Source organism: Actinomadura sp. 9N215, assembly GCF_044326345.1.
Lineage (GTDB): Bacteria > Actinomycetota > Actinomycetes > Streptosporangiales > Streptosporangiaceae > Spirillospora.
On sequence record NZ_JBIRBA010000019.1, the window covers coordinates 45,592 to 60,197 of the forward strand.

Annotated in this window: 14 protein-coding genes; 4 read left to right on the top strand and 10 right to left on the bottom strand. The window is 72.8% G+C overall.

The genetic code is table 11. The features are described 5' to 3' along the window. The first annotated feature begins 6 nt into the window (after nt 1-6). On the top strand, nt 7-726 hold the full coding sequence (locus ACH34T_RS28140; RefSeq protein ID WP_396023937.1) for an AzlC family ABC transporter permease: 720 nt from the start codon (nt 7-9) through the stop codon (nt 724-726). Then, nucleotides 723-1,034 (top strand): AzlD domain-containing protein, encoded by a 312-nt coding sequence (locus ACH34T_RS28145; RefSeq protein ID WP_396023938.1) that lies wholly within the window; start codon nt 723-725, stop codon nt 1,032-1,034. Before ACH34T_RS28140 ends, ACH34T_RS28145 begins: the two co-directional genes overlap by 4 nt. Nucleotides 1,035-1,037: 3 nt before the next feature. Here the strand turns inward: ACH34T_RS28145 and ACH34T_RS28150 are convergent, their stop codons facing one another. The 3 genes from ACH34T_RS28150 to ACH34T_RS28160 all read right to left on the bottom strand — a co-directional run bounded on the left by ACH34T_RS28150 (nt 1,038) and on the right by ACH34T_RS28160 (nt 3,108). Beyond that, a complete protein-coding gene (locus ACH34T_RS28150; protein WP_396023939.1) occupies nt 1,038-1,970 on the bottom strand; it encodes an RluA family pseudouridine synthase in 933 nt (310 codons plus the stop codon). Continuing rightward, nucleotides 1,970-2,659, bottom strand: a complete 690-nt coding sequence (gene lspA, locus ACH34T_RS28155; RefSeq protein WP_396023940.1) for a signal peptidase II — start codon at nt 2,657-2,659, stop codon at nt 1,970-1,972. The genes ACH34T_RS28150 and lspA overlap by 1 nt, the downstream gene beginning before the upstream one ends. Before the next feature lie 68 nt (nt 2,660-2,727). Then, entirely contained in the window at nt 2,728-3,108 is a 381-nt protein-coding gene (locus ACH34T_RS28160; protein ID WP_230421292.1) for a TraR/DksA family transcriptional regulator, read from the bottom strand. 725 nt (nt 3,109-3,833) lie between these two features. Between ACH34T_RS28160 and ileS the strand changes: the two genes are divergently transcribed. Next, a complete protein-coding gene (gene ileS / locus ACH34T_RS28165) occupies nt 3,834-7,040 on the top strand; it encodes an isoleucine--tRNA ligase (protein ID WP_396023941.1) in 3,207 nt (1,068 codons plus the stop codon). 70 nt (nt 7,041-7,110) lie between these two features. Continuing rightward, nucleotides 7,111-7,905 carry a DUF1707 domain-containing protein gene (locus ACH34T_RS28170; protein ID WP_396023942.1) on the top strand — a complete coding sequence of 265 codons (795 nt, stop codon included), beginning with the start codon at nt 7,111-7,113 and terminating at the stop codon, nt 7,903-7,905. A gap of 23 nt (nt 7,906-7,928) precedes the next feature. On the opposite strand, the gene ACH34T_RS28175 is transcribed toward ACH34T_RS28170, so the two are convergent. The 7 genes from ACH34T_RS28175 to ftsZ all read right to left on the bottom strand — a co-directional run bounded on the left by ACH34T_RS28175 (nt 7,929) and on the right by ftsZ (nt 14,238). After that, nucleotides 7,929-9,236 carry a hypothetical protein gene (locus ACH34T_RS28175; RefSeq protein ID WP_396023943.1) on the bottom strand — a complete coding sequence of 436 codons (1,308 nt, stop codon included), beginning with the start codon at nt 9,234-9,236 and terminating at the stop codon, nt 7,929-7,931. A 134-nt stretch (nt 9,237-9,370) separates the two neighbouring features. Further along, nucleotides 9,371-10,288, bottom strand: a complete 918-nt coding sequence (locus tag ACH34T_RS28180) for a DivIVA domain-containing protein (RefSeq protein WP_396023944.1) — start codon at nt 10,286-10,288, stop codon at nt 9,371-9,373. A gap of 49 nt (nt 10,289-10,337) precedes the next feature. After that, entirely contained in the window at nt 10,338-10,622 is a 285-nt protein-coding gene (locus ACH34T_RS28185; protein ID WP_396023945.1) for a YggT family protein, read from the bottom strand. A 36-nt stretch (nt 10,623-10,658) separates the two neighbouring features. Further along, a complete protein-coding gene (locus ACH34T_RS28190) occupies nt 10,659-11,195 on the bottom strand; it encodes a cell division protein SepF (protein WP_396023946.1) in 537 nt (178 codons plus the stop codon). Nucleotides 11,196-11,300: 105 nt separating this feature from the next. Then, complete coding sequence (locus ACH34T_RS28195) at nt 11,301-12,035, bottom strand: YggS family pyridoxal phosphate-dependent enzyme (RefSeq protein ID WP_396023947.1); 735 nt, start codon at nt 12,033-12,035, stop codon at nt 11,301-11,303. Further along, the gene (gene pgeF, locus ACH34T_RS28200; protein WP_396023948.1) at nt 12,032-12,760 is read right to left on the bottom strand and encodes a peptidoglycan editing factor PgeF; all 729 of its coding nucleotides are present in this window, start codon (nt 12,758-12,760) and stop codon (nt 12,032-12,034) included. Before pgeF ends, ACH34T_RS28195 begins: the two co-directional genes overlap by 4 nt. Further along, nucleotides 12,757-14,238, bottom strand: a complete 1,482-nt coding sequence (gene ftsZ, locus ACH34T_RS28205) for a cell division protein FtsZ (protein WP_396023949.1) — start codon at nt 14,236-14,238, stop codon at nt 12,757-12,759. Before ftsZ ends, pgeF begins: the two co-directional genes overlap by 4 nt. Between the last annotated feature and the right edge of the window lie 368 nt (nt 14,239-14,606).

The following is a 14,606-nucleotide window of genomic DNA, read 5'->3' on the forward strand; positions in this document are numbered from 1 at the left end:
GACGGCATGAGCACCACCGAAGCCGAAACCGAAGCCGAGGAGGTGGGCGCCCCGGACGAGGCCGCGCGGAAGTCCGCCGTGCGGGACGGGCTGGGCGTCGGGATCGGCGTGGGCGTGTCCGGGCTCGCGTTCGGCGCGGCGGCGGTCACGTCGGGCCTCACTCTCGCGCAGGCCTGCGTGCTGAGCCTGCTGGCGTTCACGGGCGCGTCGCAGTTCGCGCTCGCCGGCGTGATCGGCGGGGGCGGCGGGCTGGTCGCCGGGTCGATGGGCGCGGTCCTGATCGGCGGACGCAACGCCCTGTACGGGATGCGGCTGGCGCAGACGCTGCGCGTGCGAGGCTGGCGGCGTCTCGTCACGGCGCACGCCGTCATCGACGAGTCCACCGCCGTGGCGACCGCGCAGCCCGGGCCGGCGGCCGCCCGCGCCGGTTTCCGCGCCACGGCGATCAGCCTCTACCTGGCCTGGAACGTCACCACCCTGCTGGGCGCCGCGGGTGCGGCACGGCTCGGCGACCCGGACGTCGTCGGCCTGGACGTCCTCGGCCCCGCCGCGTTCCTGGCCCTGCTCTGGCCGCGGCTGACCGCCGGGCGGACCGAGGTGCGGGTCGCGCTGGCCGCCGCGGCGATCGCGATCGCGGCGACGCCGCTGCTGTCGCCGGGCGTGCCGGTCATGCTGGCCGCCGTCGCCGCGCTGCCCGCCCTGATCAGGAGGACCGGGACGTCGTGAACGTGTGGATCGCGGTGATCGCCACCGGGCTCGGCTGCTACGCGCTGAAGCTCGGCGGGCTCGTCACCCCGCAGCGGGTCCTGGACGACCCGAGGGTGGGCCGGTTCACCGAGCTCGTCCCGGTGGCGCTGCTGACCGCGCTGGTCGCCGTCCAGGCGCTCGCCGACGGCAGGACCCTGGAGTTCGACGCCGCCCGCATGGCGGGCCTGGGCGCGGCCGTGGCCGCGCTCCTGCTGCGCGCGCCCTTCCTTGTGGTGCTGATCGTCGCCGCGGGTGTCGCCGCCGGGCTGCGCCTGCTCGGCCTCTGACCGCTACGACTCTTCCTGGACGATCTCCAGCGCGTGGGCCAGGTCGTCCGGGTACGGGCTCTCGAACTCCACGTGCTCCCCGCTGGCCGGGTGCTCGAAGCCGAGCCGGGCGGCGTGCAGCCACTGCCGCCTCAGGCCGAGCCGCGCCGACAGGGTCGGATCGGCCCCGTACAGCAGGTCGCCGACGCACGGATGGCGGATCGCCGACATGTGCACCCGGATCTGGTGGGTCCGGCCCGTCTCCAGGTCGATGTCGAGCAGCGTCGCCGCCCGGAACGCCTCGACGGTGTCGTAGTGCGTCACCGACGGCCTGCCGCCCGCCACGACCGCGAACCGGCCGTCGCCGGACGGATGCCGGTCGATGGGCGCGTCGACCGTCCCCCGGAACGGGTCGGGGTGTCCCTGCACGAGCGCCTGGTAGCGCTTGTCGACGCGGCGTTCCTTGAACGCGCGCTTCAGACGCGAATACGCGACCTCGCTCTTGGCCACGACCATCGCGCCGGTGGTGTTTGCGTCGAGGCGGTGCACGATGCCCTGCCGCTCGGACGCGCCGCTGGTCGCGATCGTGTGCCCGGCCCCGAGCAGCCCGCCGAGGACGGTCGGGCCCGTCCAGCCGGTCGTGGGGTGGGCCGCGACGCCGATCGGCTTGTTCACCACGACGATGTCGTCGTCCTCGTACAGGACGCCCATGCCGGGGACGGGCTCGGCGACCGGCGCGGGCGGCGCGGGCGGCGGCGGAAGCGTCACCTCAAGCCAGGCGCCGGCGTGCAGCCGCTCCGACTTGGTCGCCACGGCGGCGCCGTCCAGCAGGACGTCGCCAGCGGCGATGACGTCGGCGGCGCTGCTCCGCGACAGCCCGAACAGCCGCGACAGCGCGGCGTCGACCCGCTCGCCCTCAAGCCCGTCCGGGACGGGGAGGCTCCGCACCTCGCCCATCACGACTTCTCCTCCGAGGCCCGAGCCCCACCGGCCTCGGTCTCGGCCTCGGACTCCGGTTCGATCTCGGGCTCCGGTTCGCGCGCGGCCTCGGTTTTTGGCGCAGCCTCGGCTTCGCGCGCGGCCTCGGCTTCGCGCGCGGCCTCGGCTTCGCGCGCGGCCTCGGCTTTGGGCTCGGGCCTGGGCTTCGGCCCGGAGGCGGGGGCAGGCGCGGGGTCGGCCTTGCCGGTGAGGCGCGTCCCGTCGACCTGGAGGCCGCGCGCCGCCAGCAGGACGGCCAGCACGCCGCCGCAGACGATCGCCGAGTCGGCCAGGTTGAACACCGGGAAGTTCGGCACCTGGATCCAGTCGACGACATGGCCTTTGAGCGGCGCCGGCTCCCGCAGCAGCCGGTCGATGAGGTTCCCGATCGCGCCGCCGAGCAGCAGCCCCAGGCAGATCGCCCAGGGCACGCTCCGCAGGTTGCGGGCGGTGCGCAGGATCGCCACCACCACGCCGCAGGCGATCAGGGTGAAGACGATCGTGTAGCCGGTGCCGATCGAGAACGCGGCGCCGCTGTTGCGGGTCTCGCGCAGGGTCAGCAGGCCGCCGAGCAGCCGGATCGGCTCCTCGTCCTGCAGGGTCGCCACCACGACGGTCTTGGACACGATGTCGGCGGCCAGCGCGGCCAGCGCCACGGCGATCAGCACGCCGACGCGGCGCGGCCGAGGAGATCCCGTGGATTCCTCGGCCCCGCCCTCTGGGTTCGTTGAGTCGCTCAGCGACGTTCCTCGCGTTGTTTGCATGTCACACACAGGGTCGCACGCGGGAAGACCTGGAGGCGCGCCTTGCCGATCGGCCTGGTGCACGACTCGCAGATCCCGTACGTGCCGGTGTCCATCCGCTGGACGGCCCGCTCGATCTGGGCGAGCAGGTCCTGTGAATTGTAGGACAGCGCCAGCTCGTGCTCGCGCTCGTAGGTCTTGGCGCCCGCGTCGGCCTGGTCGTCGCCCGCGCCGTCGCTGGAGTCGCCCTCGGCGATCTGGCTCGCGGACGCCGCGATCTCGGTCCGCAGCGCCTCGATCTGCTCCTGCAGCCCGGCCCTGACCTCGGCGAGCTCGGCGGCCGTCCACTGGTGCTCCCCCTCGCGGACCGGCAGTTCCGCCGCCGCCGTCCCCTGGGCCCGCCCGCCCGGCTTCGCCTTGGCCGCCTTCTTGGCCGCCTTCGCCGGGCCGCGCCCGGCGGGCTTGGCGGCCGGGCTCCTGGCGGCGGGCTTCTTAGCCGCCGGCGGCCTCGTCCCCCGTGTCGTCTTTCCAGCGGGCGGCTCCTGAACGGGCTGGGTGCCCCTCTTCGCGCCGGCCATGTCGGCCCCCCTCGCGCTGATCGCCTCGACGGGCAGTGCGGGCAGCATAAGTCCCCTTTCTCGGGCCCGGCAAACAGCCTGGGCCGCGTTACCGACCGCTTATGCCCGGTCGCCGATCGCCCGGAAACCCCAACGGGACGCACGAGATCGCAAAGGAACGGCACGGGCCGCCTCCCGGCCCGGACGGGACGAAATCGGGAAGAGCTCGCGGCCCCGCGTGCGTTAAGGTCGGAACGAGCAAGTCGTATCGGCAGGCACCGATGGGGACACCTGCCGCCGCACGCAGCCATGAGCGACCCGGGGACGGTGCGAGCCCGGGGGCGAGCCCGGCGGTCTGATCACCCCGGAGCCGCCGGAAGAACCGTCCGGGACGTCCGTCCGCGGGCCAAGTAGAACCGGTGGCCGAGACTCGAACGAAGCGGACCGTGCCCGCGTGGCGCGGTCAAGGAGGGTGGTACCGCGGGGCGTCCGCCTCGTCCCTCCGGTCAACGTCGTACACGTCGTTCCGGAGGTCCGCCATCGTGAGCCGAAGTTTTCGGCCGCTGCCCGCGCAGGTCGATCTGCCCGCCCTTGAGCGGGACATGCTGCGCCGCTGGCAGGAGAGCAAGGTTTTCGAGCGGTCGCTGGAGCGCACCGCGTCCGGTCCGCGCTGGGTGTTCTACGAGGGCCCGCCGACGGCCAACGGGATGCCGGGCGTCCACCACGTCGAGGCGCGCGTTTTCAAGGACGTCTTCCCGCGCTTCAAGACCATGAAGGGCTACCACGTCCCGCGGAAGGCGGGCTGGGACTGCCACGGCCTTCCTGTCGAGGTGGCCGTGGAGAAGGAACTCGGCCTCACCGGCAAGAAGGACATCGAGGAGTACGGCGTCGCGGAGTTCAACGACCGCTGCCGTGAATCCGTCCTGCGCCATGTGGACGCGTTCGAGGAAATGACCGAGCGCATGGGCTACTGGGTCAACATCGACCAGGCGTACCGGACGATGGACCCCGAGTACGTCGAAGCGGTCTGGTGGTCCTTGAAGCAGGTCTTCGACAAGGGCCTGCTGTTCCGCGACTTCCGCATCACTCCGTACTGCCCGCGCTGCGGGACGGGCCTGTCCGACCACGAGCTGGGGCAGCCCGGCGGGTACGAGGAGGTCACCAGCCCGTCGGTGTACGTGCGGATGCCGGTCACGTCCGGCCCGCTCGCCGACCTGGGCGCCGCGCTGCTCATCTGGACGACGACGCCGTGGACGCTCGTGTCCAACACGGCCGTGGCCGTCCACCCCGACGTCACCTACGTCGCCGCCCGTCCCGCGGGCTCCGACGAGGTGCTCGTCGTGGCCGAGCCCCTCCTCGACCAGGTCCTCGGTGAGGCCGCCGAGCGGCTCGCCACGTACCAGGGCACCGAACTCGAACGCACCACGTACCAGCGGCCGTTCGAGCTGGTCGAGATCCCGGACGCGCACTACGTCGTCCTGGGCGACTACGTCACCGTCGAGGACGGCACCGGGCTCGTCCACCAGGCGCCCGCGTTCGGCGGCGACGACATGACCGTCTGCAAGCGCTACGGCATGCCGATCGTCAACCCCATCGGCCCGGACGGACGCTTCCTCCGCGAGGTTCCGCTGGTCGGCAACAAGTTCTTCAAGGACGCCGACGAGCCGCTCACCGACGACCTGCGCGCGCGCGGGCTGCTGTTCCGCGGCGGACACTTCGACCACAGCTACCCGCACTGCTGGCGCTGCCACACGCCGCTGCTCTACTACGCGCTCCCCGCCTGGTACATCCGCACCACGCAGATCAAGGACCGGCTGCTGGAGGAGAACGAGAACACCAACTGGTTCCCAGAGACGGTCAAGCACGGCCGGTACGGGGAATGGTTGCGCAACAACGTCGACTGGTCGCTGTCCCGCAGCCGCTACTGGGGCACACCCCTCCCCCTCTGGGTCTGCGGTGAGGACGAGGAGCACGTCACCTGCGTCGGCTCCCTCAAGGAACTGGGCGACCTCGCGGGCCAGGACATGTCCGGCCTCGACCCACACCGTCCCTACGTCGACGACGTCACGTTCCCTTGTCCAGCCCGTGTCGGAGACGCGGAATCGGACAGGTGCGGGGCTGAGGCGCGGCGCGTCCCCGACGTCATCGACGCCTGGTACGACTCCGGCTCGATGCCGTTCGCGCAGTGGGGCGCACCCCACCGCAACAACGACGTCTTCGAGGACTCCTACCCCGCGCAGTACATCTGCGAGGCCCAGGACCAGACCCGCGGCTGGTTCTACTCCCTCATGGCCATCGGGACGCTCGTGTTCGACAAGTCGTCCTACGAGAACGTCGTGTGCCTCGGGCTGATCCTCGCCGAGGACGGCCGCAAGATGAGCAAGCACCTCGGCAACGTCCTGCGGCCCATCCCGCTGATGGACGAGCACGGCGCCGACGCGGTCCGCTGGTTCATGGCCGCCGGCGGGCTGCCCTGGGCGTCCCGCCGCGTCGGGCACGGCGCGCTGGAGGAGATCGTCCGCAAGGTGCTGCTCACGTACTGGCACACCGCGTCGTTCTTCGTCCTGTACTCGAACGCGGCCAAGGAGCAGGGCCGCGCCTGGACGCCCGACCGCCGCGCCGAGGCACCCGCACCGGCCGACCGCCCCCTCCTGGACCGCTGGGCGCTCGCCGAGCTGCACCGCACCGTCCGCGAGGTCGACGCCGCGCTGGAGGAGTACGACACCGCCCGCGCGGGCCGCGTCCTCGCGCAGTTCGTCGACGACCTGTCCAACTGGTACGTGCGCCGGTCCCGCCGCCGCTTCTGGGAGGGCCCGGAGACCCCGGACGGCTCGTCCGCCTTCGCCACCCTCTACGAGTGCCTGGAGACCCTCACCCGCCTGATGGCGCCGCTGGTTCCGTTCGTCACCGACCAAGTGTGGGACGTCATCCGCCCCGACGACGGCCCCGAGTCGGTGCACCTCGCCGACTGGCCGTCGGTCGACGAGTCCCTGCTGGACGACGTCCTGACCGCGCGGATGGCGCTCGTCCGCCGCCTGGTCGAGCTGGGCCGCTCCGCCCGCGCCGCCAGCGGCGTCCGGACCCGCCAGCCCCTCGGCCGCGCCCTCGTCGGCGCCGCCGGCTGGTCGGCGCTGCCCGAGCAGCTCCGCGCGCAGATCTCCGAGGAGCTGAACGTCCTCGGGTTCGAGGAGCTGTCGTCCATCGGCGGCGACCTGGTCGAGTACGAGGTGAAGCCCAACTTCCGCGAGCTGGGCAAGCGGTACGCCAAGGACACCCCGAAGGTCGCCAAGGCGATCACGTCCGCGGACGCGTCCGCGCTCGTCCACGCGCTCCGCAGCGGCGCCGCCGAGGTCGAGGCCGCCGGCCTCGGCGCCGTCCCGCTCTCCCCGGACGACGTGATCGTCACCGAGCGTCCGCGGAGCGGCTGGGCGGTGGAGAGCGCCGCCGGGGAGACCGTCGCCCTGGACCTCACCGTCACGCCCGAGCTGCGCCGCGCGGGCCTCGTCCGCGAGGCCGTCCGGCTCGTCCAGGACGCCCGCAAGACCGCGGGCCTGGAGGTCACCGACCGCATCGACCTGTGGTGGGAGGCCACCGGCACCGATCTCGCCGAGGCCCTGCGCGCCCACACCGGCGAGGTCGCCACCGAGGTCCTGGCCGCCACGATCACCGAAGGGCGGCCCCGGGACCTCAAGGCCACCCGCGACGAGGACCTGGGCCTCACCTACTACCTCCGCAAGGCCCGCCCGTAGGTCCCCGCGCCGCCGACGTGGTCCGGTCCAGGGGGTCGTCCCCCTGGACCGGCACTGCAATGATTAAAGGGTGAATCTTCCCGAAAAGCCGTCCGAGTCCGGGGGGCCCGCGGAGTCGCGGGCCGCGCGCATGCGGGCGTCGGACGCCGATCGCGACGAGGTCGCCGACCGGCTGCGCGAGGCCCTGGCGGAGGGACGCATCACGCCGGAGGAGCACGCCGAGCGCATCGACGTGGTGTACAACGCGAAGACGTACGCCGAGCTGGAGCCGGTCCTCAGCGACCTGCCGCCGGAGCGGGCGCCGCGGCCGGGGCTGGAGCCGCGCCGGGAGGAGCAGATGCTGCCGCCGCCTCCGGCGCAGTCGCCCAACCTCGTGGCGATCTTCAGCGGGGTGGAGCGGAAGGGCCGCTGGCTGGTCGAGGCGACGACGAACGTCACCTGCGTGTGCGGCGGCGCGGACCTCGACTTCCGGCAGGCGGTCCTCAGCCGCGGCGAGGTGACCGTCAACGTCACGTGCGTGTTCGGCGGCGTGACCATCGTGGTGCCGCCGGGGGTGCGGGTCGTCGCGTCCAACACGGCGATCTTCGGCGGGAACGACCTGCCGGAGGACGACACGACGGACCCGGACGCGCCCGTGATCCGGCTGACGGGGACGCTGCTCTTCGGCGGCCTGTCGGTCACGCGGAAGGCGGTCGACGACAAGGGCGGGCACGGCGCCCGGCACCTGGACGCGATGCGGCACCACGCCCGGCGCGAGGAGGTCCAGGAGGAGCTCCGCGAGCGAAGGCGGAAGGGGCTTGAGCACCGGGACGAGCGCCGGGAGCACCTGCGGGAGCTGCGCGACGAACGGCACCGCGACCGCTGAGCGCGAGGCCGGGCCGGGGGTGCTCAGTCCCGGGCGTGCTCGCGGTCGGGCTGGCAGACGAGGCAGGGCGTGCAGCCCCGGGACTTCGCCTCGGCGCGGGACAGCGACTCCAGGTCGTCGGCCTCGTCGCCGATGTCCTCGATGAGGGCGCAGTCGACGCGGTGGTACCGCTTGGTGCCGCTCAGGATGCGGACCTGCGGGCCTTCGTCGTCGGGCTCGTCCCCTGACGCGGCGGCGTCCCGCGGCACGGCGGACGGCTCCGGACGGGCGTCCTCGACCCGGTCGGCGAGGGGGTCCTCGGCTTCGGCGCCGCGCGGCTTCGGCGCCGCGCCGTCCGGCGCGGGACCGAGATCGGTGACGGTGTCCGGCGCCGCGGAAGCGCTCTCAGCGGCCCGGTCGCCGGCGGACGCGTCCTCCGGCTTCTCCGGCTTCGGCTCGCCCTTCTCCGCGGGCCTGGAGGCCGGTTCCGGCGTGAAGGGGCCCGCGACGGGCAGGTCGGTGAGGGTCGGGCCGACGGGGCCCGGCGCCGGGACCGGCGGCTCGGGGACGGCGGGCTTGTCCGTCCGCGGGATCTCGGCGGTCTTGTCGAACGAGGTCGGCGCGGAATGCGGAGTGGACGCGGAATGCGACGCGGACGACGCCGGTTTGGCCGGTGCCGCCGGTGCGGACTTGGCGAGACCGGCCAGGCCGCTCTCGGAGCGCTCCGCGCCGGGCTTCGGAGAAGCGGTCGCGGCCCCCGCCGCCTTGCTCGCGCCCGTGGACGCTGGACCCGACGCCGCGGCGCGCGCCGCCAATGCGGTGTCGGGCATGCAGGCGGTACAGGGGCTGAACCCCTCCTCCTTGGCCTCGGCGTAGGTGAGCTCCTCCGTGTCGCGTCCGGCGAGCTGGCGGCACGTGTCGAGGTGGTAGCGCTTGCGTCCGCGGACGACGAAGACCAGCGCGTCGCCGGGGACGTCCACCGGCGGGGCGGGTATCGCCACCTCGTCGGTCGGGCCCGTGACCGGGGCCTTCGCCTCGGGAGCGGTCCCCTTGGCGGGCATCGGGGGAACGGGCGGCGCGGTGGTCGCGCGCTTGCCCTTCTTGTCCTTCTTCGTCTTCCTGCTCTGGCGGGCGGGCGCCGTCGCGGCACCCTGACCGAAGAGCTCCTTACGACGCAGGAAGACCCCGACGGCCAGGCACAGTGCGGAGACGATGCTGACGGCGATCGAGATGTAGATCACCGTCAGTGCCTCAAGGTTGAAGACCTCGGCGCTGTCTCCGTTGCCGGCGACGATCCCCGCTACCAGCAGGGCGATCGCCACCACCACGAGGACGCCACTCAGGATGATCACAGGGTCTCTCCCACTCGTTCAGACCACTCGACTTCCCGCCGGCCGACCCCCGGCCGGACTACCGCGCCGCCGGGATGGCGGCGGTGCCATCCTCGGCGCGGCGATCGGGAAGACACTATCGCCCGACGCCGGCGTCAGCGCCTGTCGTGCGGCGGGTTGTCGCCGCCGCCCGAGTGGAACGCGCCGGTCGCCGAGTGCTGCACCTGCTGGGCGTGCTCGGCCGGCGTCGGGAACGGGCCCGCCTGTGCCGAGCCGGCCGTGCCGTTGCGGTTCTCGTTGTGCGGCAGCGTGGCCTGCGGGCCGGTCTGGGGGGCGCTCGGCTGCGACTGCGCCGGCGCCGCGCCCGGGACGGCGGCGAACGCGCCCGTCTCGGTGCTGCCGGCCTCCAGGTCGCGCAGCTGGCCCTCCAGGTAGACCTTCAGGCGGCTGCGGTACTCGCGCTCGAAGGCGCGCAGGTTGTCGACCTCGCGTTCGAGCTCCTCGCGCTGCTGCACGAGCGAGCCCATGACCTGGCGGTGCCGCTCCTGCGCGTCGCGGTCGAGGGCTTCGGCGCGCGACCGGGCCTCGCTGACGATCTGGTCGGCCTGCCGCCGGGCCTTGCCGAGGATCTCCTCGGCCTCGCGGCGGGCGCGGCCGAGCGTCTCGTCGGCCTCCCGGCGGGCGTCGGCGATCGCCTGGTCGGCGGTCTGCTGCGCGAGCGCGAGCACGCGCGCCGCGGTGTCCATGTTGTCCTCGCCGGTCGGGGCGGCGGACATGCCGAGGCCGCCGAGCGCGGGCTCCGGCTCGGGCTGCGGCTGCGGCTCGGGGCGGGGAGGCTCGGGGATCTTCTGGACGTCCGGCTTCGGCTCCACGATGGGGGCGGCCATGGCGGGGACCTTGCCGCGCAGGCACTCCGCGAGCTTGGCCCGCAGCTCCTCGTTCTCCTGGATGAGGCGGTCCAGCTCGGCCTCGACCTCGTCGAGGAAGGCGTCCACCTCCTCCTCGTCGTACCCCGGCCTCAGCCTGGTGGTACTGAACTGCTTGTTCCGCACGTCGGCGGGTGTCAGCGGCATGTTCGTCTCCTTGGCGCGCTTGGAGTCTGTCCCAAAGGACGGTATCCGATCAGATCCTCTGCACGAAGATGATCAAGACCCAGACCACAAGGATGAGCACGGTGAAGCTGAGGTCCAGCGCCACGTTACCGAGTCGTATGGGCGGGATGAAGCGCCTCAGGAATTTCAGTGGCGGATCGGTGACGGTGTACGTCGCCTCGGCGATCACCAGAACGACCCCGGTCGGCTTCCACTGCCGGGCGAACGACTGCAGGACCTCCAGGATCAACCTCCCGATCAGGAACAGGAGGAAGAAGTACAGGATGACCTGCAGCACGGTTCCGACGACGCTCACGGGTACTCTCGCATCCGACTCTCACGCATGTGACTCTCAGCTCTGGTTGAAGAACCCTCGTTCTGCCATCCGGGCCTTGTCCTCGGCCGTCACCTCCACGTTGGCCGGCGACAGCAGGAACACCTTGTTAGTAACACGCTCGATGCTCCCATGGAGCCCGAACACGAGACCTGCCGCGAAGTCGACCAGACGCTTGGCGTCGCTGTCGACCATCTCGGTCAGATTCATGATCACCGGCGTGCCCTCCCGGAAGTGCTCCCCGATGGTCCTCGCCTCGTTGTAGGTCCTTGGATGCAGCGTAGTGATCCGCGCAAGGTCGGTGGTACCGGACTCGTAGAGCGCCACGGAGCGTCGCTCGATGGTGGACGTGGCGTGATGGTCGCGTTCCCGGTCCGCGGTGTCTTCCGCTCGGGTAAGCTGTTCGCCGGATTCGTCCGCGCGACGACGGGCCTGCCCGGTGTCGGTGTCCTCGTCGTAGGCGTCGTACTCGTCGTAGTCGCCGTACTTGTCGTCGTAGCGATCGTCCTCCACAAGGCCGAGGTAGACCGCCATCTTGCGCATCGCGCTGGCCATATGCCCCTCCGTGTCCTGTGGCCGCGGCTCCGGGCGCGTCCGGCGCCGTCGTGGGACTGATCTTTCGTGGCCGCCCGCGTTGCGGCAGGTACCACTGGGGGGACATTACCTGACGATTGCCCGTCGGCCGCCGAGCAACGCCGTACCGACCCGCAGGTGTGTCGCGCCGCACGCGATCGCCTGTTCCAGATCGACGCTCATACCCGCAGAGACGATCCGGGCGTCCGGATGGTTCCCCCGCAGTTCCGCGGCAATTCCGGCGAGGCGGGTGAAAGCGGGCAGCGGATCCTGGCCGAGCGGCGCGACGGCCATGACGCCGCCGAGTTCCAGCCCGCCGGCCGCCGCGATCTCGTCGGCGATGCGCGGCACGTCGCCGGGGGACGCGCCGCCGCGACCTTGCTCCTGCGGTGACGCCGCCTCGTCGAGGGAGACCTGGACGAGGCAGCGCAGCGTGCGCTCGGCGCGGACGGCGGCGTCCGACAGCGCGGTGACCAGCCTGGAGCGATCCACGGAGTGGACGACATCGGCGTAGCCGGCGACGGCGCGGGCCTTGTTGGTCTGGAGGCGTCCGACGAAGTGCCAGGTGAGCGGGAGGTCAGCGCACTCGGCGGCCTTCGGGCGGGCCTCCTGGTCGCGGTTCTCGCCGACGTCGGTCAGGCCGAGCCCGGCGAGCAGCCGCACGTCGGACGCGGGGAACGTCTTGGTGACGGCGATCAGCGTGAGCTCGCGCTCGTCCCGTCCGGCGGCGGCGCAGGCGGCGGCGATGCGGGCGCGGACGGCGGCGACGCCCTCGGCGATCTCGGCGCGCCGCTCGGACGCCGGGTGCTGCTCGTGGGTCACGCGTCTTCCTTGAGCCAGACGTAGCCGGCGAAGCGGCCGGTGCGGCCGTCGCGACGGTAGGAGAAGAGGTCTGGGTCCTCGATGGTGCAGCGCGGGTCGGCGTGGACGGCCGTGACCCCGCCCGCGGCGAGTTGGTCGGCGATGCCCGCGCGGATGTCGAGGCCGGGGGTGCCCCTGGACGTCGTCGCGTGCGCGGCGGGGACGGCGGCGGCGACCTCGTCCCGCATCTCGGCGGGGACCTCGTAGCAGCGGCCGCACGCGGCGGGGCCGATCGCGGCGGTCATCCGGGCCGGGTCGGCGCCGCGCTCGCACATCGACTTGAGCAGGGCCGGGACGACCCCGGCGGCCGTCCCTGGACGGCCGGAGTGGGCGGCGCCGACGATCCCGGCGACGGGGTCGGCGAGCAGGACGGGCGCGCAGTCGGCGACGAGGACGCCGAGCGCGAGGCCGGGGACGGTCGTGACGATCGCGTCGACCGGGCCCGGGAGGTCGGGGGACGTGACGAACGCGACGTCGGCGCCGTGCACCTGCCGCATCCAGACGGTGCGGGCGGGGTCGACGCCGAGCGCGGCGGCGGCGCGGCGCCGGTTGGCGAGGACGGCGGCGGGGTCGTCGCCGACCGCGCCGCCCAGGTTCAGGGAGTCGTGGGGGGCGGTGCTCACGCCGCCGGCGCGGCCGGTGAAGGCGGCGCCGACGCCGTCGCCCAGGGCGACGGCGGTGATCACTTCAGGAAGTCGGGGACGTCGAGGTCGTCGTCCTCGTCGAACACCACGGGACGGCGGCGCTGCCCTGAGGAGGCGGGGCCGCCGTCATTCTCGCCGGCGTGCACGCGCGAGGGGGTCTGCTCGGACGGCGCGCGCGGCGCGGGCGTCCGCGAGCCGCCGGAGTCGGCGCCGGAGTCGCGGTCGGGCGGGCCCGGCTGCGGGGACGGCGTGTGCTCGGGCCGCGCGGGCTCGTCGCGCGCGGCGGGCCGGTCGTCCTGGGACTGCTGCGGTGCGGGCGCGGGCGGCGGGTGGTCGTGCTCGGACCGCTGCGGCGGCGCCGGGGCGGCGGGCTGCGGCGCGGCGGCGGCCTGCGCGACCGACTGCTGGGGGCGCGGCGGCGGCTGGTGCGCGGCGTCCGACCGGCCGACCCGGCTCGGAATCGGGTTGGCCTGCGGCGCGGTCGGCGTCGCGGGCGTGGACACGGGGGTCGGCGCGGGCCGGGGCGGCGGCGGCAGGCGCTTGGTCTCCGGCTCGGGGGACGTCTTGGCGGGCCGTCCCTCGTCGAACCCGGCCGCGATCACCGTGACGCGGACCTCGTCGCCGAGGGCGTCGTCGATGACCGCGCCGAAGATGATGTTGGCGTCGGTCGCGGCGGCGTTGGACACCAGCTGCGCCGCCTCGTTGATCTCGAACAGGCCGAGGTCGGAGCCGCCGGAGATGGACAGCAGCACGCCGTGCGCGCCGTCGATGCTGGCCTCGAGCAGCGGGCTGGAGATCGCCATCTCGGCGGCGGCGACCGAGCGGTCGTCGCCGCGCGCGGAGCCGATGCCCATCAGCGCCGAGCCGGCGCCGGACATGACGGACTTGACGTCGGCGAAGTCGAGGTTGATGAGGCCCGGCGTGGTGATCAGGTCGGTGATGCCCTGAACACCGGAGAGGAGCACCTGGTCGGCGGCCTTGAACGCGTCCAGCACGCTGACCTGCCGGTCGGAGATCGACAGCAGCCGGTCGTTGGGGATGACGATGAGGGTGTCGACCTCGTCGCGCAGCGTCTCGATGCCGGCCTCGGCCTGCATGGCGCGGCGCTTGCCCTCGAAGCTGAACGGGCGGGTGACCACGCCGATCGTGAGGGCGCCGAGCGAGCGCGCGATGTTGGCGACGACGGGCGCGCCGCCGGTGCCGGTGCCGCCGCCCTCTCCGGCGGTGACGAACACCATGTCGGCGCCCTTGAGGACCTCTTCGATCTCCTCGCGGTGGTCTTCGGCGGCCTTGCGGCCGACGTCGGGGTTGGCGCCGGCGCCGAGGCCCCGGGTGAGCTCGCGGCCCACGTCGAGTTTCACGTCGGCGTCACTCATCAGCAGCGCCTGGGCGTCCGTGTTGATCGCGATGAACTCGACGCCCTTGAGTCCCTCTTCGATCATCCGGTTGACGGCGTTGACGCCGCCGCCGCCGATGCCGACGACCTTGATGACCGCGAGGTAATTCTGCGGTGCTGCCACGACGAGGGGCCTTTCCGCTCTCTCCGACCGCCCTGACCGGTCTGCCGACCGTGCCGCCGCGGTATTTCCTGACCTGTGTGCATTTCTGGGGCGAACCCGGGAGCGTATCCGGTCGTGACCGGCGTCCACCCCGAACTCTCACCCTCAACTTGAGGCTTACACTTATGTCAACCTGAGGACTGATACGGACAGTAGGGCGGCCTTACCGCCAGGGTCAACTAACCTCCCGGCGTGTCGCACTGGGCACGCGTTTGTCCAGGTTGACGAAGGACATCTGCCTCTGTTCAAGCCCATCGGACGTCCCATCGGTCGGTGCGCGCCGACCCGGTCCATCCGGGACGACCGTTCCAGCGTGCCCCATCGGACGG